Annotated in this window: 15 protein-coding genes; 8 read left to right on the forward strand and 7 right to left on the reverse strand. The window is 69.6% G+C overall.

Translation table 11 applies throughout. The annotated features are described in order from the left end of the window. Window positions 1-9: 9 nt before the first annotated feature. Genes EV691_RS10055 through thpR form a run of 4 tightly spaced genes read left to right on the forward strand, consistent with a single transcriptional unit; the run spans window position 10 to window position 4,304 of the window. Entirely contained in the window at window positions 10-690 is a 681-nt protein-coding gene (locus EV691_RS10055) for an ABC transporter ATP-binding protein (RefSeq protein WP_131302977.1), read from the forward strand. After that, window positions 691-3,192, forward strand: coding sequence for an ABC transporter permease (locus EV691_RS10060; RefSeq protein WP_131302975.1), 2,502 nt, complete (start codon window positions 691-693; stop codon window positions 3,190-3,192). 60 nt (window positions 3,193-3,252) lie between these two features. Further along, window positions 3,253-3,750 (forward strand): transcription elongation factor GreB, encoded by a 498-nt coding sequence (gene greB, locus EV691_RS10065; protein ID WP_131302973.1) that lies wholly within the window; start codon window positions 3,253-3,255, stop codon window positions 3,748-3,750. 23 nt (window positions 3,751-3,773) lie between these two features. After that, window positions 3,774-4,304, forward strand: coding sequence for an RNA 2',3'-cyclic phosphodiesterase (gene thpR, locus EV691_RS10070; protein ID WP_131302971.1), 531 nt, complete (start codon window positions 3,774-3,776; stop codon window positions 4,302-4,304). Window positions 4,305-4,314: 10 nt separating this feature from the next. Here the strand turns inward: thpR and EV691_RS10075 are convergent, their stop codons facing one another. Beyond that, window positions 4,315-5,742, reverse strand: a complete 1,428-nt coding sequence (locus tag EV691_RS10075; RefSeq protein ID WP_131302969.1) for an MltF family protein — start codon at window positions 5,740-5,742, stop codon at window positions 4,315-4,317. Between the two features lie 222 nt (window positions 5,743-5,964). Here EV691_RS10075 and EV691_RS10080 point away from each other — a divergent pair, with 222 nt between their 5' ends. Beyond that, window positions 5,965-6,777, forward strand: a complete 813-nt coding sequence (locus tag EV691_RS10080) for a TatD family hydrolase (RefSeq protein WP_131302967.1) — start codon at window positions 5,965-5,967, stop codon at window positions 6,775-6,777. A gap of 63 nt (window positions 6,778-6,840) precedes the next feature. Here the strand turns inward: EV691_RS10080 and zigA are convergent, their stop codons facing one another. Together zigA and dksA are read right to left on the reverse strand one after the other, a co-directional pair. Next, window positions 6,841-8,046: a zinc metallochaperone GTPase ZigA gene (zigA, locus tag EV691_RS10085; protein WP_131302966.1), complete on the reverse strand. Its 1,206-nt coding sequence runs from the start codon at window positions 8,044-8,046 to the stop codon at window positions 6,841-6,843. 10 nt (window positions 8,047-8,056) lie between these two features. Further along, window positions 8,057-8,461 carry an RNA polymerase-binding protein DksA gene (dksA, locus tag EV691_RS10090; protein WP_131302964.1) on the reverse strand — a complete coding sequence of 135 codons (405 nt, stop codon included), beginning with the start codon at window positions 8,459-8,461 and terminating at the stop codon, window positions 8,057-8,059. A gap of 161 nt (window positions 8,462-8,622) precedes the next feature. Here dksA and folE2 point away from each other — a divergent pair, with 161 nt between their 5' ends. Then, on the forward strand, window positions 8,623-9,528 hold the full coding sequence (gene folE2 / locus EV691_RS10095; RefSeq protein WP_131302962.1) for a GTP cyclohydrolase FolE2: 906 nt from the start codon (window positions 8,623-8,625) through the stop codon (window positions 9,526-9,528). A 234-nt stretch (window positions 9,529-9,762) separates the two neighbouring features. Next, the gene (locus EV691_RS10100; protein WP_131302960.1) at window positions 9,763-10,125 is read left to right on the forward strand and encodes an Mpo1-like protein; all 363 of its coding nucleotides are present in this window, start codon (window positions 9,763-9,765) and stop codon (window positions 10,123-10,125) included. Between the two features lie 25 nt (window positions 10,126-10,150). On the opposite strand, the gene EV691_RS10105 is transcribed toward EV691_RS10100, so the two are convergent. From EV691_RS10105 to EV691_RS10120, 4 genes are all read right to left on the reverse strand, one after another. Then, complete coding sequence (locus tag EV691_RS10105; RefSeq protein WP_131302958.1) at window positions 10,151-12,157, reverse strand: transglutaminase TgpA family protein; 2,007 nt, start codon at window positions 12,155-12,157, stop codon at window positions 10,151-10,153. Beyond that, window positions 12,154-13,113, reverse strand: coding sequence for a DUF58 domain-containing protein (locus tag EV691_RS10110; RefSeq protein ID WP_131302957.1), 960 nt, complete (start codon window positions 13,111-13,113; stop codon window positions 12,154-12,156). The genes EV691_RS10105 and EV691_RS10110 overlap by 4 nt, the downstream gene beginning before the upstream one ends. Continuing rightward, window positions 13,113-14,030, reverse strand: a complete 918-nt coding sequence (locus EV691_RS10115) for an AAA family ATPase (RefSeq protein WP_131302955.1) — start codon at window positions 14,028-14,030, stop codon at window positions 13,113-13,115. The genes EV691_RS10110 and EV691_RS10115 overlap by 1 nt, the downstream gene beginning before the upstream one ends. A gap of 157 nt (window positions 14,031-14,187) precedes the next feature. Next, window positions 14,188-15,255 (reverse strand): ADP-ribosylglycohydrolase family protein, encoded by a 1,068-nt coding sequence (locus EV691_RS10120; protein ID WP_242672695.1) that lies wholly within the window; start codon window positions 15,253-15,255, stop codon window positions 14,188-14,190. Window positions 15,256-15,512: 257 nt separating this feature from the next. Between EV691_RS10120 and EV691_RS10125 the strand changes: the two genes are divergently transcribed. Further along, entirely contained in the window at window positions 15,513-18,227 is a 2,715-nt protein-coding gene (locus EV691_RS10125; RefSeq protein ID WP_131302954.1) for a cation-transporting P-type ATPase, read from the forward strand. Window positions 18,228-18,284 lie beyond the last annotated feature (57 nt).

Genomic DNA, 18,284 nt, shown 5'->3' on the forward strand with positions numbered 1-18,284 from the left:
GGAATCTCCATGAACCCGAGCATTCTCGTTGCGCAGAACCTTAGCAAAGTGGTTTCCAGTGCGGAAGGCGAGCTGACCATCCTCCACGGGCTCGATCTCGACCTCGCGCGTGGCGCCAGCCTGGCCATCGTCGGCAGCTCCGGCTCTGGCAAGTCGACCCTGCTCGGTCTTCTGGCCGGACTCGACCTGCCCAGCGCCGGCGAGGTCGCGCTGGCCGGTCACAGCCTCGCCGGTCTGGACGAGGATCGCCGGGCACGAATCCGTGCCGAGCATGTCGGCTTCGTCTTCCAGTCGTTCCAACTGCTCGACACGCTCGATGCCCTGGCGAACGTCATGCTTCCCCTCGAACTGGAAGGCCGCGCCGACGCCCGCGAGCGTGCCCGCGAGCTGCTCGAGCGGGTGGGACTCGGCCAGCGCCTCGCCCACTACCCGAAGCAGCTCTCCGGCGGCGAGCAGCAGCGCGTCGCCATCGCCCGCGCCTTTGCCGCCGAGCCGGATATCCTCTTTGCCGACGAGCCGACCGGCAACCTCGACAGCCAGACCGGCGAGCGGATCAGCGATCTTCTCTTCGCCCTCAACCAGGAGCGCGGCACCACGCTGGTACTGGTCACCCATGACGAGCGGCTCGCCCGGCGCTGCCAGCGTTTGATTCGCCTGGAAGCCGGCCGCCTGGTTGCTTCGGAGCCCTGAATGGATCTGCCCTTTCTCCGCCTGCTGAGCCTGGCCGTCCGCCAGCTGCTGCGCGACGCCCGTGCCGGGGAGTTGCGGGTACTGTTCTTCGCCCTGCTGGTGGCGGTGACGGCCACCACCGCCATCGGCTATTTCGGGGCTCGTCTGAACGCCGGCATGCTGCTGCGCGCCACCGAGTTCCTCGGTGCCGACCTGCGCCTGAGCGGCAGTTCCCCGGCCGCTCCGGAGCAGTTGGCGGCCGGCACGGCGCTCGGGCTTGAACATGCCAGGGTCGTCGAATTCTCCAGCGTGATCGCCACCGACACGGCCATCCAACTGGCCAGTGTCAAGGCTGCCGACGACGCCTACCCGTTGCGCGGAGAGCTGAAGAGCTCCCCAGCCCCCTACCAGGCGGACACTCCCGGAGCGGGTCCTTCCCCCGGCGAGGCCTGGGCCGAGGCGCGCCTGCTGGCCGCCCTGAACCTCAGGATCGGCGACAGCTTCGAGGTGGGCGAGAAAAGCCTGCGCCTGACCCGCGTCCTCACCCACGAGCCGGATCGCTCCGGCAATTTCTACAGTCTCACGCTGCGGGTGCTGATGCACCTCGACGATCTGGCCGCCACCGGCGTGGTGCAACCCGGCAGCCGGGTGCGCTACCGCGAGCTGTGGCGTGGCAGCCCGGAGGCACTCCAGACCTATCGCCAGCAGGTGAAGCCGCTGCTCGTCGCCGGCCAGCGCCTGGAGGACGCCCGCGACGGCAATCGGCAGATCGGTGGCGCCCTGGCCCGCGGCGAACGCTACCTGAATCTCGCCAGCCTGGCTGCGGTACTGCTGGCCGGCATTGCCGTGGCCTTGTCGGCGGCGCGCTTTGCCGCCCGGCGCTTCGACGCCAGTGCCCTGCTACGCTGCCTCGGCCTGTCGCGGCGCGCCACCCTCACCCTCTATGGACTGCAGCTCGGCCTGCTCGGCCTGTTCGCCTGCAGTCTGGGCGCCGGACTGGGCTGGCTGGCGCAGCAGGGACTGTTCTGGCTGCTGCAGGGCCTGCTGCCGGCTCAGGTCCCGGCCGCCGGCCTGCTGCCGGCGCTGGCCGGCAGCGCGACCGGACTGGGCGCCCTGGCCGGCTTCGCCCTGCCGCCGCTCGCTGCCCTCGGCCGGGTGCCGCCGCTGCGGGTGCTGCGCCGCGACCTCATGCCAGTACCGCCCGGCGCCTGGCTGACCTACGGCGCCGCCCTGCTGGCGCTCGGCCTGATCATGTGGCGGCTGAGCCTGGACCTGAAGCTCACCCTGGCCCTGCTCGGCGGCGGCCTGATCGCCGCATTCGCCCTCGGCGCCCTAATGCTGCTCGGCCTGCGCACCCTGCGCCGCCTGCTCGCCGAGGCGCCGCTGGCCTGGCGGCTGGGGGTCGGTCAGCTGCTGCGCCACCCCCTCGCCGCCGCCGGACAGGCCCTGGCCTTCGGCCTGATCCTGCTGGCCATGGCCCTGGTCGCCCTGCTGCGCAGCGAGCTGCTGGACACCTGGCAGAGCCAACTGCCGGAGCAGGCGCCCAATCATTTCGCCCTGAATGTCCTGCCGGCGGAGAAGGAGCGTTTCATGGCGGAGGTGGCGCGCATCGCTCCGCAGAGCGCACCCCTCTATCCGGTGGTGGCCGGGCGTCTGACCGCCATCAACGGCGAGCCGGTCAGGCAGATCGTCAGCAAGGAGTCCCGCGGCGAGCGCGCCACCCAGCGCGACCTCAGCCTGACCTGGGCCGAACGACTGCCCACCGACAACCGCCTGAGCGCCGGCCAGTGGTGGGACCAGCTCGCCAGCAGCGAGTTGCCCGGAGTATCGGTCGAGACTGAACTGGCCGAGAGCCTCAAGCTCAAGCTCGGCGACCGCCTAACCTTCAGCGTCGGCAGCATCGTCCGCGATGCCCGGGTCAGCAGCCTGCGCGAAGTGCACTGGGACAGCTTCCAGCCGAACTTCTACATGATCTTCCAGCCCGGCACCCTGCAGGACCTGCCGGCCACCTACCTGACCAGCTTCTACCTGCCACCTGGCCAGGACGCCGAGGTGGTCCGCCTGGCACGCAGCTTCCCCACGGTGACCCTGCTCCAGGTCGAGGCCCTGCTGGCCCAGTTGCGCGGCATCCTCGCCCAGGTCACCCTGGCGGTGGAGTACGTGCTGCTGTTCGTTCTCGCCGCCGGCCTCTGCGTGCTGTTCGCCGGGCTGCAGGCCACCCTCGACGAACGCCTTCGCCAGGGCGCCCTGCTGCGCGCCCTGGGTGCCGGACGGCCTCTGCTGGTCCAGGCCAGGCGCCTGGAGTTCGCCCTGCTGGGAGCACTCAGCGGCCTGCTCGCTGCGCTGGGCTGCGAGCTGGTCAGCGCCCTGCTCTATCGCTTCGTCTTCGACCTGCAGTGGCATCCCCATCCCTGGCTCCTGCTGCTGCCGGCGCTCGGCGCGCTGCTGGTGGGCGCCGCCGGCCTGCTGGGCACCCGCCGCGCCCTGAACGCCAGCCCGCTGCAGGTACTCCGGGAGGGCTGAGTACAGCGGCGGGCTTTGCTATCTTCCTTCCCCCTCGACATCTTCGACATCGCTAAGACCATGAGCCGTTATCGACCACCCCGTCCCGCCGGAACCCCTCTGATCACACCCCAAGGCGAAGCGCGCCTGCGCGCCGAGCTGCATGAGCTCTGGCACGTGCGCCGGCCGCAGGTGACCCAGGCGGTCAGCGAGGCCGCCGCCCAGGGCGACCGCTCGGAGAATGCCGAATACACCTACGGCAAGAAGATGCTGCGGGAAATCGACAGCCGCGTACGCTTTCTCACCAAGCGGCTGGAGAAGCTCAAGGTGGTCGGCGAGCGACCCGCCGACCCGGGCAGGGTCTACTTCGGCGCCTGGGTCACCCTGGAGGACGAGGATGGCGAACAGGCGCGCTACCGCATCGTCGGCCCGGACGAGCTGGACCTGAAGCAGAACCTGATCAGCATCGACGCGCCCCTCGCCCGCGCCCTGGTCGGCAAGGAGCTGGATGCCGAGGTTCGGGTGCCGACACCCACCGGGGAGAAGACCTGGTACCTGATCGCGATCGACTACCCTTGAGTCAAGGGCAAAAAGGGAACGTCATGCACATCAAGAGCCTGCGCCTGTTCTTCGGCCTGCCCCTGCCGCACCGGCAGGCTGCGGCGATCGATGTCTGGCGCAACGGGCTGGCGCTCGACGGTCGCCTTGTCGCCCGACACAACCTGCACCTGACCCTGGCCTTTCTCGGCAGCCAGCCGGTCGAGCGCCTGGGAGAGTTGCAGCGACTGCCCGGACAGGTACGGGGACAAGGCTTCGAATTGCGGCTCGATCGCCTGGAGGTCAGCCGGCATGGTCTGGTCTCCCTGGGTACCAGCCAGCCGCCGGAGGCGCTGCTACAACTGGCCGGCGAGCTGAACGACACTCTGCGCGCCGCCGGCTATTCCCTCGAGGAACGCGCCTTCTGGCCGCATCTCACCCTGGCCCGGCAGTGCCGGAAGCATCCGTTCCTCGACAGCCCTCCAGACTTCGCCTGGACGACCGAACGCTTCGTGCTGTTCCATTCGACGAGCGACGAACAGGGCACCGTCTATCACCCCCTGTTCCATTGGCCGCTGGCCATGCCGCACCGCTGAGCGCGACTTGTCACTCGTCGCCGCGACTGGCGACCCGCGGCTGCGACTCCAGGGCATTGCGCTCGCGGTGGAAGGCGAGGAAATACTTGTTCACGCTGTTCACATAGCTGACCACGCCCATGCCCACCTGCTCGGCAGCGACACGCTCGACCTGGAAGAACCACTGGTCGGGGTTCAGTCCGCGCCGCTTCGCCTCCGCCCGCAGTTGCTGCACCCGCTGCGGCCCCATGTTGTAGGCCGCCAGGGTGAAGGCCATGCGCTCGCGCTCGTTGAGGCGCGGACTGGAGAAGAATTTCCGCCGCAGCGAAGCCAGGTAGCGGGCGCTGGCCTGGACATTGTTCTCCAGCCGGTGGATGTTGCCCACGCCGACGCTGCGTGCCGCAGCCGGCGTGACCTGCATCAGCCCGGTGGCATTGCCGGCCCCGCGCGCGGACGGATTAAGGGTCGACTCCTTGAAGGCGACCGCCGCCAGGTTCAGCCAGTCGAGATCGTTGCGTTCGGCATATTGCTGCAGGACCGGACGCACCTTCTCGAGGCGCCTGCGCTCGATCCCACCCAGCGGATTGTGCACCTTGTAGAGGCGGCGGTAGACGCGCTGGAAAGCGGCATCCTGATCGGCCGGGCTGCGATAGTCCTTGAGGAACTGATCGACGCTGGCGCGCAGCATGCCGGCATCGCGACGGATGAACCAGCTCAGGTTGTCATCGTGAGAAAAGGCCACTTCGGGCTGCACCTGCAGCTTGGGCAGCACCTTAGCCCAGCGCTGGGCGATCGGCAGCTCCACCGCGGTCAGCGGATAGATGCCGGCCTGCACCATCTCCAGCACGTCTTCCACCGCCAGGCTGGGATCGAGCCACTCGATGTCGATCGGCCGCAACTTGCGCGCCGCCAGCTGGTCGTTGACCTTGTGGACGGCCGCGCCGACGGCACTGCCGGCCGGCAGCACCAGGGTCTTGCCGGCCAGTTGGTCGAGCCGCCGGTAGCGCCGCGCGCCCTGGCGACCGACCAGCACCAGCGGAACCCGGCTCATGATCGGCGCGCTGGGGCTGACATCGCCCTGGCCACGCAGATGGACCAGCTCGCCGGGAGCGACCAGATCGCCTTCACCGCGCTGCAGGGCGGCGATCAGCTGGTCCTTGGCCTTGGGAATGATCTCCAGGCGAAGGCTGCGACCGTCCCTGGCGGTGCGGTTGAGGTATTGCTCGAAGGCCCGCAGGCGCCGATATTCGACGCCGATGGGTTGTCCATTCACCTCGCCCGAGCTGTTCCGGCTCTGGTTCACCAGCACCCGCAGTACGCCGCTGCTGCGCACCTGCGGCAGATCGCGGACTTCCCCCGGCCGCTGCCAGGCTTCCGGCGGCCCGGCCAGACGCGCTGCTACCGGGAACGGCAGCAGGCTCAGCAGGCAGGACAGAAGCAGCAGTTTTCTTATTGTCATCCGGTCTCCAGAAAGCAGTGTTTGACGAGCAAAACAATGCGTCGAGAACCCCGTGTCCGGTGCAAGTTCCTCGGGGCATTAACCTCCAAGGGTGGCACAGCGAACCGGCCAAGGCCAGGCCGGTTCGTCAGCTCACCCATTAAACTGCTGACTTGATGGGCTTTTTAATTTCAGCCGAGGAAGCTCTGCTATGCTTCCCGCGTTCTTTTCCGGGGCATTACCATGCAACTTGTCGACATCGGCCTCAATCTGACCCATCCCAGCTTCGCCCACGACCGCGAAGCCCTGCTGACCCGCGCCTACCAGGCCGGGGTCTGCCAGCTGGTGCTGACCGGTACCAGCGTGGCGGACAGCGAACAGGCCCTGACGCTCTGCCGCCAGCTGGACGAAACCGGCGAGCGTCTGTTCGCCACCGCCGGCGTCCATCCCCACGATGCTCGCGAGTGGACACCCGGCAGCGCCCGCCAGTTGCGCGACCTGCTGCAGGAAGAACGCATCCGCGCCGTCGGCGAGTGCGGCCTGGACTTCAACCGCGACCTGTCCCCACGCACCCAGCAGGAAAAGGCCCTGGAGGAACAGCTGGCGCTGGCCGTCGAGCTCGGCAAGCCGGTGTTCCTCCATGAACGCGATGCCAGCCAGCGCCTGGCCGAGATTCTGCGTCACTACCGTGACAGTCTGACGGCAGCCGTGGTGCACTGCTTCACCGGCGACCGCCAGGCCCTGTTCGCCTATCTCGATCTGGACCTGCACATTGGCATCACCGGCTGGATCTGCGACGAGCGCCGCGGCAGCCACCTGCACCCGCTGGTGCGGGACATTCCCGCCGGGCGGCTGATGCTGGAAAGCGACGCCCCCTACCTGCTGCCGCGCACCCTGCGCCCCAAGCCCAAGAGCGGGCACAACGAGCCGGCCTTCCTGCCCGAGGTGCTGCGCGAAGTGGCCAGCCATCGCGGCGAATCCGAAGAGGCGCTGGCCGGGCACAGCACCACCTGCGCCCGGCGCTTCTTCACCCTGCCCGAAATTTCTGCCCGCTGACACCCGGAGACTTCCCCTTGGCGAAGCCGGCGGCCGCCGATGCCGCAGCAGGCTGCGACCGACTCAGACAGCCGCCTCGGTCCAGGGACCGAAGGGGTCCGACAAGGCCCGCCAGGCTTCGGGACCGCCGGTCATTTCCGCATCATCGAGCAGGCAGGCGTCAAGCTCGCGAGTGAGACGGGAAAAGTCGATGTGCTGGCCGATGAATACCAGCTCCTGGCGGCAATCACCGACCTCGGGCGTCCAGTGCTTCATGATCGCCGCCCGCCCCTCCTCGTCCTGCGGCCAGTGCTCCCTGGGCACAAAGCGCCACCAGCGCCCGGCATGGCCGTGGCGCATCAGGCCGCCGGCCTGGGACCAGCTGCCGGCCTCCTCCGGCTTGCTCGCCAGCCAGAACCAGCCCTTGGAGCGCAGCAGTCGCCCGTTGTCCCATTCGCGGCTCAGAAAATCGAAGAAACGCTGCGGGTGAAAGGGGCGGCGGGCCTGGTAGGCAGTCGAGGCGATGCCGTATTCCTCGGTTTCCGGCACGTGCTCGCCGCGCATTTCCCGGAGCCAGCCGGGCGCCTGGGCGGCGCGCTCGAAGTCGAAGCGGCCCGTGTCGAGGATCCTGTCCAGCGGCACCCGGCCCATGCTCATCGGCAGAATCTCGGCCTGGGTGTTGAGCCGGCCGAGAATCGCCGTCAGCTCTTCCCGCTCGGCCCGGGAGATCAGGTCGATCTTGCTGATCAGAATGACGTCCGCGAACTCGACCTGCTCGATCAGCAGATCGGTGATCGAGCGCTCGTCTTCCTCTCCCAGCGTCTCGCCGCGGCTGGCCAGGCTTTCGGCCTCGTGGAAGTCGCGCAGGAAGTTGACCCCGTCGACCACCGTCACCAGCGTGTCCAGGCGGGCCAGGTCGGACAGACTGCGCCCCTGCCGGTCGCGGAAGGTGAAGGTTTCCGCCACCGGCAGGGGCTCGGCGATGCCGGTGGACTCGATGAGCAGATAGTCGAAGCGCCCCTCGCGCGCCAGCCGGCTGACCTCTTCGAGCAGATCCTCGCGCAAGGTGCAGCAGATGCAGCCGTTGCTCATCTCGACGAGCCTTTCCTCGCCACGGTTGAGACTGACGTCGCGCTGCACCTCGCTGCCGTCGATGTTGATTTCGCTCATGTCGTTGACGATCACCGCCACCCGGAGGTTTTCGCGGTTCTTCAGGACATGGTTGAGCAGGGTGCTCTTGCCGGCTCCCAGAAAGCCTGACAGCACGGTCACGGGCAGTCGTCGATCCACAGGATTCTCCTCAGGTGTCACGCAGGTGTCGTTCGCGCTGCTCCTGACGCTCCTTCGCCTCGATGCAGAGCGTCGCGGTGGGACGCAGCAGCAGCCGCCGCAAGCCGATCGGCTCGCTCGTCTCGACGCACCAGCCATAGGCGCCGTGCGCCAGGCGCTCGAGCGCCGCGTCGATCTTGTCCAGCAGCCTCTTCTCCCGCTCCAGCACGCGCAGCTGCCATTGCCGCTGCTCCTCGGCGCTGCCGATATCCGCCGGATCGCCGCCCGGCGACTGCTCGCGCAAGGCGGCGAACTGCTCGTCGATGCGCAATTGCAGCTCGGCGCGCTGCGCCAGCAGCAGGTCGCGGAAGAAGGCCTGCTGCTGCTCGTTCATGTAGGCCTCTTCGGGCTGGGCAAGCAGTTCGGCTTCGGTCATGGGAGTCTCCAGGGTCAGGACCTCCACAGGCGCATTCCGGAGGGGATACCTCGCAACATTCCCCTCCCGCTGCGCGACGGGACTTCCGCTTGCGCACCTTGCGCGAGAGGAACACGATAATTATTGTTATAACATAACATTTTTACCCTGGACCAGCGCCCATGAATTCCCTCGCCCTACCCGACGTCGCCAGCCAGACCCGTGCGCCCCAGGACATCGCGCTCGAATGGGTCGGCATGCAGAACATCGCGCTGCCCGTCGTGCTGGCCGACCAGCGGATCGCCGCCTTCGCCGACGCGGGCGTCAGCCTCGACGATCCCGCCACCCGCGGCATTCACATGTCGCGGCTGTACCTGGCGCTGGAATGTCTGGAGGATCGGCCGCTGACCCCGGGGCTACTGAAGCATGTGCTCGGGCACTTCCTGGCCACGCATGCCGGCCTGTCGAAACGCGCGTTTCTTGCCGTTCGCGGCGAGCTGCTGCTGAAACGTCCCGCCCTGGTCAGCCCGCTGTCGGGCTGGAAGTCGTATCCGTTCGAGGTGGACGCACGCCTCGACGCGAAGGGACTGCGGATCGAGCTGAAACTGGATGTCGACTATTCCTCCACCTGCCCCTGCTCGGCCGCGCTGGCCAGGCAGGTGATCCAGCAACGCTTCGCCGAAGACTTCGCCGGCCGGCCGTTGCAGCGTGCCGAACTCCTCGCCTGGCTGGGCAGCGAGCGGGGCATCGCCGCGACCCCGCACAGCCAGCGCAGCGTCGCCTCGCTGCGCATCAGGCTGGCGGCCGGGCAGAGCGAACTTCCGCTGCAGGCCCTGCTGGACACTGCCGAGGACTCGCTCGCCACCCCTGTACAAACGGCCGTCAAGCGCGGCGACGAACAGGCCTTCGCCCTGGCCAACGGACAGAACCCGATGTTCTGCGAGGATGCCGCGCGGCGCCTGCACCGGGCCCTGAGCGGCTTCGACGGCATCCGGGCCTTTCATGTCCGTGTGGTGCATGCCGAGAGCCTGCATGCCCACGACGCCGTCGCCCAAAGCGCCTGGAACTGGAGCCAGGAATGCTGCTGAGCTGCACCGGCCTGCAGCAGGCGAATCCGCCGGGGTCCGCTCCCGAGTTTCCGCGATGCATCCGGGCAGTCCGGCGCGGGACCTGCCGGCATAACCTCGTCTCTCACTCAGCGCCTTGCCTCACTGGTGCGAGCCCGTCGCAAACTGCTTCACTTGCCGGGACACGACCAGCCACAAGCGCCTGCCCGAAACCGGACTAGACTTTCCTCATCCACGGCCTTGAGGAATACGGATATGGGCAAGCGCGCTGCGGAGTATTTCCACCGTCAATGGCAACACTACGAAGAATGCCACCACAACCGGACCAACCTGGCCCTGCACATGCTCGCCCTGCCCCTGTTCGTCGTGGCCTGCCTGGTGCTGGCGAGCGCACTGGTGCAACGGGATCTGCTGACGCTGATCCTCGGCGGGCTCGGCCTGTCCGCCGCCCTCGCCCTGATCGCCCAGGGCCACCACTTCGAGGCCGGTGCGGACCCCCGGCACCCGGAGAACTCCGTATCCCACCTGCTGGTCGAGCAGTTCCTGACCTTCCCGTGGTTCGTCCTGAGCGGCGCCTGGCGGCGGGCCTGGCGGGCCTGCCAGCGCAAGGGCGAGTGAGCGGCCGGCGCCGGCCAGACCGAAGTCACTCCTCGCCGGAGCGCCAGGGCAGCGCCCGGCGCAGTTGGCGAAGTGCCCGTCCCAGTTCGCCCGGCGCGCCCTGCTGGCCGCCATAGCGCTGCGCCTCGAAGAGTTCGACGAAGGTGCGGATCGCCCCGGCATGGTCCGGCAAGCGCTGCGCCGCCCGCTCAGCGAAGGCCCGCGGCCCCTCGCCGGGCGCTCGGTACAGGCCATGGCGCGCCAGCAGCTTCTCGAAGCGCTGGAACAGCCGCTGCTGTGCATCGCCCTCGCGCCGCCAGGGCTTGAACAGCCAGAGCGCGACCAGCAGCAGCGTCGCCGCGACCGCGGCAACGGCGGTCAGCCCCAGCAGGCGCAGGTCCGCCTTGCCGAACCAGCTGCGCAAGACCTGCATCTGCTGCTCGCCCTGATAGCCGAGCACCCAGCGTTGCCAGCCGTAGTTCAGGTTGTCCCAGGACAGACGCAATCGGTTTAGCCAGTCGATGCTCCGATAGCGCGCCAGGGACAGCGGCGCCTCCTCGAGGAAGCCCTGCTCCTCGCCGAGCGCCTGCTGCAGCCCCCGCTCGATGCGCTCCGGCGCCACCTGGAAGGTGGGGTCGACGGTGGTCCAGCCACGCGGCGGCTGCCAGTACTCGACCCAGGCATGGGCATCGAACTGATGCACCAATAGATAGTTGCCGGCCGGATTGAACTCGCCGCCCTGATAACCGGTGACCACCCGCGCGGGAATCCCGGCGGCGCGCAGCACGAAGGTCATGGCGCTGGAGAAGTGCTCGCAGAAGCCACGACGGGTGGCGAACAGGAATTCGTCGACGCTGTCGCGCCCCAGCCGTGGCGGCTTCAGGGTGTAGTGGAAGGCTTCGCGGCCAAAATGCCCGAGCAGCGCCTGCACCAGGGCCTCCGGCTCCGGATGGCGGCGGCGCAGCTCGGCGGCCCAGGCGCGGCTCTGCGGATTGCCCCGCTCCGGCAACTGCAGGGCACGCTGCAGCGCCGGTACGGAACCCTCCGGCTCGCGCTGGGCATCCGGCCAGGAGGTCAGCCGGTAGAGCTGCGGGCGGGTCACCGGGCGGCGCTGCTGCAGGCGGAAATCCGCCAGCAGGCGGGCATCGTCCGGCCCGCCTTCGGCGACGTCCAGGCTGTACAGCCAGGGCCGGTTGCTCGGCTGCATGACGATGCTGTAGGCGAGCGGCGCGCCGCGCTTCTCCCAGAGCGGCGGCTCGACCTGCGCCGCCTCCGGGACCTGCGACCAGCGCCGCCCGTCGAAATGCTCCAGGGTCAACGCCCGCCAGTAGAGCCGGCTGCGCTCCGGCAGCGGCCCCTCGAAGCTGGCGCGAAAGGCCAGCGCGCCGGACTGGCCGAGCTCGGCGATGTCGCCGGGCGTCATGCTGTCGGACAGCCCGGTCACGCCGCGCTCGCGGGGACCGGGCAGGCTCCACAGCGGCTCGATGCGCGGAAAGAACAGAAACAGCAGCAGCATCAGCGGCGCCGCCTGCAGCAGCAGGCTGCCGGCCAGGCGCAGGGTGGCCCAGGGATCGGCGGCTAAAGCGCTCTGCTGCAGACCGATCAGCGCCGCCAGCAGGGCGGCGAGCGGCAACAGGTAGTAGAGCGCGGCGAGGATGCCGTCCTCGAACAGGCCGGCGGTGGCCAGGGCGAAGAAGCCGAGGAAGATCACCACCAGGGCGTCGCGCCGGCTGCGCATCTCCACCAGCTTGAGGATGAAGGCGGCGATCAGCAGCACCACCCCGGCCTCCAGACCGATCAGCCCGCCGCGGGAGAGATACACGCCGAAGCCGGTGCCGAGCATCAGCCCGGCCTTGATCCAGCCGTTGGGATAGGGCGCGCGCATGCGGAAGATCTGGATGTGCCAGGCAGCGCAGCCGAGCCAGAGACCGACGATCCACAGCGGCAGATGCCCCAGGTGCGGCAGGACCACCAGCAGTTGGGCGACCAGCAGCCAGGTCAGGCCGACCCGCGGAATCGGCTGCAGCGCCGCGCCGGACTTCGCCGTCGTCATGACGCCTCCCCGTACAGCGCCAGGGCGCGCAGGCAGGCCTCGCGGTGCGCCTCGCCGCTGTTCGGGCCGAGCCGCTGGCCGGGCAGCTGCAGGACGAACGGCCGCTGCCGTTCCGACAGATCCAGCACCCAGTGGCAGAGCAGCGACAGGCGGCTTTCGCCGTCGCCCGCCAGCGCGCTGAAATCAAGGCAGAACTCGCTGCCCTCCAGCGCGGCGAAATCCTTGACCAACAGGCCCCGGCCGCGGGAGTAGGCCTTCCAGTCCAGGCGCCGCTTCGAGTCGCCGGGGCGATAGGCACGCAGCCCCTGGTAGTCGTCCACGCCCTCGCCGCACGCCTGCCGGCCCTCGTCCTCGGCCGCCTCCTGCGCGCCGGCGGACAGTGGCAGATCGCCGGCCAGCGGCTGCGGATAGACCAGCGCCCGCTGCCCCGGGTCGATCCAGCTCCAGGCCACCATCAGGCCCAGCGGGAAGCGGCTCTCGACCCGCAGGCGCGGCGCCGGCAGCCAGCCGCGGCGCGGCGCGGGCAGGCTCAGCTCCACGCTGGCGGAACCCTCGGCGGGCAGGTCGTGCAGCTGCAGATCGCCGCTCGACCAGCCCAGCGCCAGCGCCTGGCGGGCGCGGCCGTCGCTGTCCAGACGGATCGGAAAGCGCGCCTGCCCGCCGGCGAACAGCGCCGCCGGCGCCCCGGCCTGCAGGCGCAGCCCGGCCAGGTTGCGATAGGTGTGCAGCACGCCGACCATAAACACCGAGCCGAGCAGGAAGGTCAGCACATAGGCCAGATTGTTGCGGTAGTTGATCGCCGCCAGCAGCATCAGCAGCAGGGCCACGCCGAAGGCCAGGCCGACGCGGCTGGGGACGATGAAGATGCAGCTGCGGTCGAGCCGCACGCCGCCCGCGGCGCGGACGATCCGTCCCGGCCAGCGGGGACGGACGCCTTTCAGGGATTCGGCCAGCATCAGACTGCCGCCACCTCGCGCAGCAGCCACTGCACCAAGGTGCCGCCGCCCTGTCCCGCCGGGTCGGCCCGCTCGCGCAGGCGGTGGCCGGCCACCGCCGGCAGCACCGCCTGCACGTCCTCCGGGATCACGTAGTCGCGCCCGGCGAGATAGGCCCAGGCCCGGGCCGCCGCCAGCAGCGCCAGGCTGCCCCGCGGCGACAGCCCCCAGGCGAACTGCGGCTGGCTGCGGGTGGCCTCGACCAGCCGCAGCACGTAGTCGACCAGCGCATCGCTGACCCGCACCCGGGGGATCTCCGCCTGGATCGCCGCCAGCGCGGCATGGTCGAGGACCGGCTCGAGCTCCGGCAGGCGCTGGCGTCCCGAACCGGCCAGCAGCAGCGCCTTTTCCGCGGCCCGCGCCGGATAGCCCAGCGACAGGCGCATGAGGAAGCGGTCAAGCTGCGACTCCGGCAGGGCGAAGGTGCCGCCCTGGGTGACTGGGTTCTGGGTGGCGATCACGAAGAACGGCGACGGCAGCGGCCGGGTCGCCCCCTCGATGGTCACCTGCCCCTCCTCCATCGCCTCGAGCAGCGCGCTCTGGCTTTTCGGGGTGGCCCGGTTGATCTCGTCGGCCAGGATCAGCTCACAGAAAATCGGCCCCGGATGAAAGACGAACTGCGCGCTTTCCTTGTCGAACACCGAGGTTCCGAGGATGTCGCCGGGCAGCAGGTCTGCGGTGAACTGGATGCGCTGGAAACCCAGGCCCAGCACCCTGGCCAGCGCATGGCTGAGGGTCGTCTTGCCCATGCCGGGCAGATCCTCGAGCAGCAGATGGCCGCGCGCCAGCAGACAGGTCAGAGCCAGACGCACCTGCAGCTCCTTGCCCAGCAACACCCGGTCGATACTCTGCAAACAGCTTTCCAGTCGCGCGCGCATGCCTGACTCCTCGATTGCGAAAGCCCGATGCTACCGGCCTGCCGGGCGAGGGCAAGGTTGCGGATGTACCCGGAGGTAAAAATGTGACGCAGGCGATGGACCAGACTGGCGCGGTGCCACTCCAGCTGCGGCTATCCGGTTCTTGGTGGAGGCCCCCTCACCACCCCGGATACCGCTCCCAGATCGCCCGGCTCGCCTCGCTGCCGTCATTCCGGTAACTGGCGGGTACCAGGCTGATGTCCAGGGCGATGCGCTCGATCGCGTCGCGCAGCTCCAACTGGTCCAGCCAGCGCGCCGGAATGGCCTCGTGGCCGTGGAGCAGGCCGAGGAAGTGGCCGGCGATCAGCCCGGTGCTGTCGCTGTCGCCGCCGTGGTTGACCGCGCGGATCACGCCCTCCTCGAGGCTGTCGGCCGACAGTGCGCACCAGAGGCCGATGGCCAGCGCCTCCTCGGCGACCCAGCCGCCGCCGAGCTGCTCGATGCGCCGGGGCGTCGGCCTCATGTCCTCGGCGTGCAGCGCGAGGACGTGCCCGACCAGGCGGCGGGTTTCCTCCATGCCGGGCCGCCCGCCGTGCGCGGCGAGGCTGGCCTGGGTGGCGGCGGCGAGCGAGTCCTCACCGTTCCAGAGGCGCGCGAGGATGTCGGCGAACAGCCCGGCGGCCAGATAGCCGGTGGGATGGCCGTGGGTCAGGCGCGCGGAGTCGGCGGCCTTGTCGAAGGGGTTGGGAAAGAAGGCGCAGGGCGCCACGCGCATCACTCCGCCGCAGCCCTTGCTGGCGTTGCCGGCCGGTTCGCCAAGGCGGCGGCTGGCGCGCAGCAGGCCTTCGTCGGTGAACAGCATCATCTGGGTGTCGTCGGTGATGGCGCCAAGCTGGCCGTAGGCCGGGACGAAATCGACGATGCCGCGCGTGCCGAACTGCCGTTCGATCCCGGCCCAGTGGAGGAACTCGACCGGCGCACCGAGGGCATCGCCCACCGCCCCGCCGAGCAGACAGCCGAGCACGGCGGCGGGATCGCGCTTCAGGCGCGGGGCATCGTCCAGCGGCTGCAGGTGGGCCTCGTCGCTGCGCGAAAGGGTTATTTCCGCAGGGTTTCCCAGCTGATCCTGGCCGTCGACGGCGATGCTGCCCGCCAGCAGCGGGCCGACCCGGAGGACGCGCAGCAAGGTGCCGCAGCGACTGTCGCGCAGCAGCATCCAGGGTTGAATCCGTTCCAGTGCGAGCATCGTGAAAGACTCCATGCGGGGGTGCCGGTGAATGGAGTCAGCATGCCAGCAGCGCGCGACAGCTCATGTCGTACTCGCCGAGGCGCAGGGCCGGCCGGATTCCGGCACAATCCGGAAACAGTCGATGAACGGCGCTTGCCGTGCCGAATGCGCTATGTTGTCCGACTGCCGACGACATGCGGCTGGAACGGGAGCAAGAAAGCACCCAGCCAGCGCCGGCGCACCCGCGACGATGGACAGACAGGACGAGGAACGCGATGCAAGGACACCCCCACAGCGACTGGCACACCCGAGCGGCCGAGGACAGCCTGGCCGCGCTGGACAGCGGCCCGGACGGCCTCAGTACCGACGAAGCCCAGCGCCGCCTGCAGCAGCACGGTCCCAACCGCCTGCCGCAGCGCAAGGGTGATGGGCCGCTCAAGCGCTTCCTGCTGCAGTTCCACAACCTCTTGATCTACGTGCTGCTGGCCTCCTGCGGGGTCACCCTGATCCTCGGCGAGTGGCTGGACAGCGCGGTGATCTTCGGCGTGGTGCTGATCAACGCGGTGGTCGGCTTCGTCCAGGAAGGCAAGGCCGAACAGGCGATGCGCGCCATCCAGAAGATGCTCACCCAGGAAAGCCGGGTGCGCCGCGACGGCAAGGTCAGCGTGGTCGACGCCGAACACTTGGTGCCGGGCGATCTGGTCCTGCTCGAGGCCGGCGACCGCGTGCCGGCCGACCTGCGCCTGCTCGACACCCGCAACCTGCGCATCGAGGAAGCCGCGCTGACCGGCGAATCCCTGCCCAGCGACAAGGGCCGCGAGCCGGTCGGCGCCGCCGCCAGCCTGGGCGACCGCAGCAGCATGGCCTACTCCGGCACCCTGGTCAGCGCCGGCAGCGGCGTCGGCCTGGTGGTCGCCACCGCCGGGCATACCGAGCTGGGCCGCATCAGCCACCTGCTCGGCGACGTGCAGCGCCTGCAGACCCCGCTGCTGGCCGACATGGCGCACTTCGCCCGGCAGCTCACCCTGATCATCCTCGGCCTGACCGTGGCGACCTTCGCCTTCGGCGTGCTGCTGCGCGACTACTCCGCCGGCGACATGCTGATGGCCGCGGTCGGCCTGGCCGTGGCGGCCATCCCCGAAGGGCTGCCGGCAGTGCTGACCATCATCCTCGCCCTCGGCGTGCAGCGCATGGCCCGCCACCGGGCGATCATCCGCCGCCTGCCGGCGGTGGAGAGCCTGGGCGCGGTGACGGTGATCTGCTCGGACAAGACCGGCACCCTGACCCGCAACGAGATGACCGTGCAGCGCGTCTTCACCCGTGAACACAGCTACGAGGTGGGCGGCGTCGGCTATGCGCCGCGCGGCACCATCCACTGCGACGACGGCCGGCTGTGCGAGCTGGAGACCGCCAACGACCTGCTCGAACTGACCCGCGCCGGCCTGCTCGCCAACAGCGCCAGCCTGCATCACCTGCCGGACGGCTGGGGCATCGCCGGCGACCCCACCGAAGCCGCCCTGCTCACCCTGGCCGGCAAGGTCGGGCTACACCTGCCCCAGGAAAGCCAGCGCCTGCCGCGGGTCGACGCCATCCCCTTCAGCGCCGAACGGCGCAGCCTGGCCAGCCTGCACCACGACCACGCCGGGCACGGCCTGATCTACCAGTTCGGCGCCCCGGAACGCCTGCTGGAGGTCTGCCAGCGCCAGTGGCGGGCAGGCAGCGACGAGCCGCTCGAACGGCGCTACTGGCACCAGCGCCTGGACGAGGGCGCCCGCCAGGGCCTGCGCATGATCGGCTTGGCCATCCGGCCGCTGGAGCAGGCCCGCCAGCAACTCGACGAGGACGACCTGAACGAGGGCTTCATCCTCCTCGGCCTGGTAGGCATGATCGACCCGCCGCGCGAGGAGGCCATCCGCGCCATCGCCGAATGCGTGAGCGCCGGCATCGCGGTGAAGATGATCACCGGCGACCACGCCGCCACCGCCGGCGCCATCGCCCAGCGCCTGGGCCTCGGCGAGGGACGGGCGATGATCGGCGCCGAAGTCGATACGCTGGGAGATGCCGAACTGGACGCCCGTCTCACCGCAACCTCGGTGTTCGCCCGCACCAGCCCGACCCACAAGCTGCGCCTGGTCGAGCGCCTGCAGGCCTGCGGCGCCCGCGTGGCGATGACCGGCGACGGGGTCAACGACGCCCCGGCGCTCAAGCGCGCCGACATCGGCATCGCCATGGGCATCAAGGGCACCGAGGCGGCCAAGGAGGCGGCGCAGATGGTGCTGGCCGACGACAACTTCGCCACCCTGGTGCAGGCGGTGGCCGAGGGCCGCACCGTCTACGACAACCTGAAGAAGTCGATCCTGTTCATCCTGCCCACCAACGGCGGCCAGGCCATGGTGCTGCTGGTGGCCATCGCCCTCGGCCTGGCCCTGCCGATCACCCCGCTGCAGATTCTCTGGGTCAACATGATCACCGCCGTGACCCTGGCCCTGACCCTGGCCTTCGAGCCGGCCGAACGCGGGCTCATGCAGCAGCCGCCGCGCGATCCGAAGGCCCCGCTGCTCAGCGGCTGGCTGCTCTGGCGGGTGTTCTGCGTGTCGCTGCTGCTGACCGTTGCCAGCCTCGGCCTGTTCCTGCTCACCCAGCAGCAGGGCTGGACGCTGGAGGAAAGCCGCACCCTGGCGGTGAACGTGCTGGTCGCCGGCGAGATCGGCTACCTGTTCAGTTGTCGCCGCCTGCGCGAGCCGGCCTACTTCGGCGTCCGCCACAACCCCATGGTCTGGGCCATGGTGTTCCTGCTGCTGCTGCTGCAACTGGCCTTCACCTACTGGGCGCCGCTGCAGCAGCTGTTCGGCACCGCCGCGCTCAGCCTCAACGCCTGGGGCTGGTGCCTGCTCGGCGCGGTCGGCGTGTGCCTGGCGGTGGAGCTGGAAAAGGTCTTCTACCGCTGGCGCCACCCGGCCCGCGGCGAGCGGGAGGCGGCGACCCGCTGACCCCTGGGGCGTGCCCGGCCCCGGGCACGCCCGCTTTCCCCCATCCGCCCCCGCCCC

Origin of the sequence: Azotobacter chroococcum, from assembly GCF_004339665.1 — a bacterium.
In the GTDB taxonomy this organism is placed as follows: Bacteria; Pseudomonadota; Gammaproteobacteria; order Pseudomonadales; family Pseudomonadaceae; genus Azotobacter; species Azotobacter chroococcum.

Bases quoted from the DNA above. Each gene is read 5' to 3' on its own strand.
- EV691_RS10055 (WP_131302977.1), top strand. From the start codon at position 10: ATGAACCCGAGCATTCTCGTTGCGCAGAACCTTAGCAAAGTGGTTTCC.
- EV691_RS10060 (WP_131302975.1), top strand. From the start codon at position 691: ATGGATCTGCCCTTTCTCCGCCTGCTGAGCCTGGCCGTCCGCCAGCTG.
- greB (WP_131302973.1), top strand. From the start codon at position 3,253: ATGAGCCGTTATCGACCACCCCGTCCCGCCGGAACCCCTCTGATCACA.
- thpR (WP_131302971.1), top strand. From the start codon at position 3,774: ATGCACATCAAGAGCCTGCGCCTGTTCTTCGGCCTGCCCCTGCCGCAC.
- EV691_RS10075 (WP_131302969.1), bottom strand. From the start codon at position 5,742: ATGACAATAAGAAAACTGCTGCTTCTGTCCTGCCTGCTGAGCCTGCTG.
- EV691_RS10080 (WP_131302967.1), top strand. From the start codon at position 5,965: ATGCAACTTGTCGACATCGGCCTCAATCTGACCCATCCCAGCTTCGCC.
- dksA (WP_131302964.1), bottom strand. From the start codon at position 8,461: ATGACCGAAGCCGAACTGCTTGCCCAGCCCGAAGAGGCCTACATGAAC.
- folE2 (WP_131302962.1), top strand. From the start codon at position 8,623: ATGAATTCCCTCGCCCTACCCGACGTCGCCAGCCAGACCCGTGCGCCC.
- EV691_RS10100 (WP_131302960.1), top strand. From the start codon at position 9,763: ATGGGCAAGCGCGCTGCGGAGTATTTCCACCGTCAATGGCAACACTAC.
- EV691_RS10105 (WP_131302958.1), bottom strand. From the start codon at position 12,157: ATGACGACGGCGAAGTCCGGCGCGGCGCTGCAGCCGATTCCGCGGGTC.
- EV691_RS10110 (WP_131302957.1), bottom strand. From the start codon at position 13,113: ATGCTGGCCGAATCCCTGAAAGGCGTCCGTCCCCGCTGGCCGGGACGG.
- EV691_RS10115 (WP_131302955.1), bottom strand. From the start codon at position 14,030: ATGCGCGCGCGACTGGAAAGCTGTTTGCAGAGTATCGACCGGGTGTTG.
- EV691_RS10120 (WP_242672695.1), bottom strand. From the start codon at position 15,255: ATGCTCGCACTGGAACGGATTCAACCCTGGATGCTGCTGCGCGACAGT.
- EV691_RS10125 (WP_131302954.1), top strand. From the start codon at position 15,513: ATGCAAGGACACCCCCACAGCGACTGGCACACCCGAGCGGCCGAGGAC.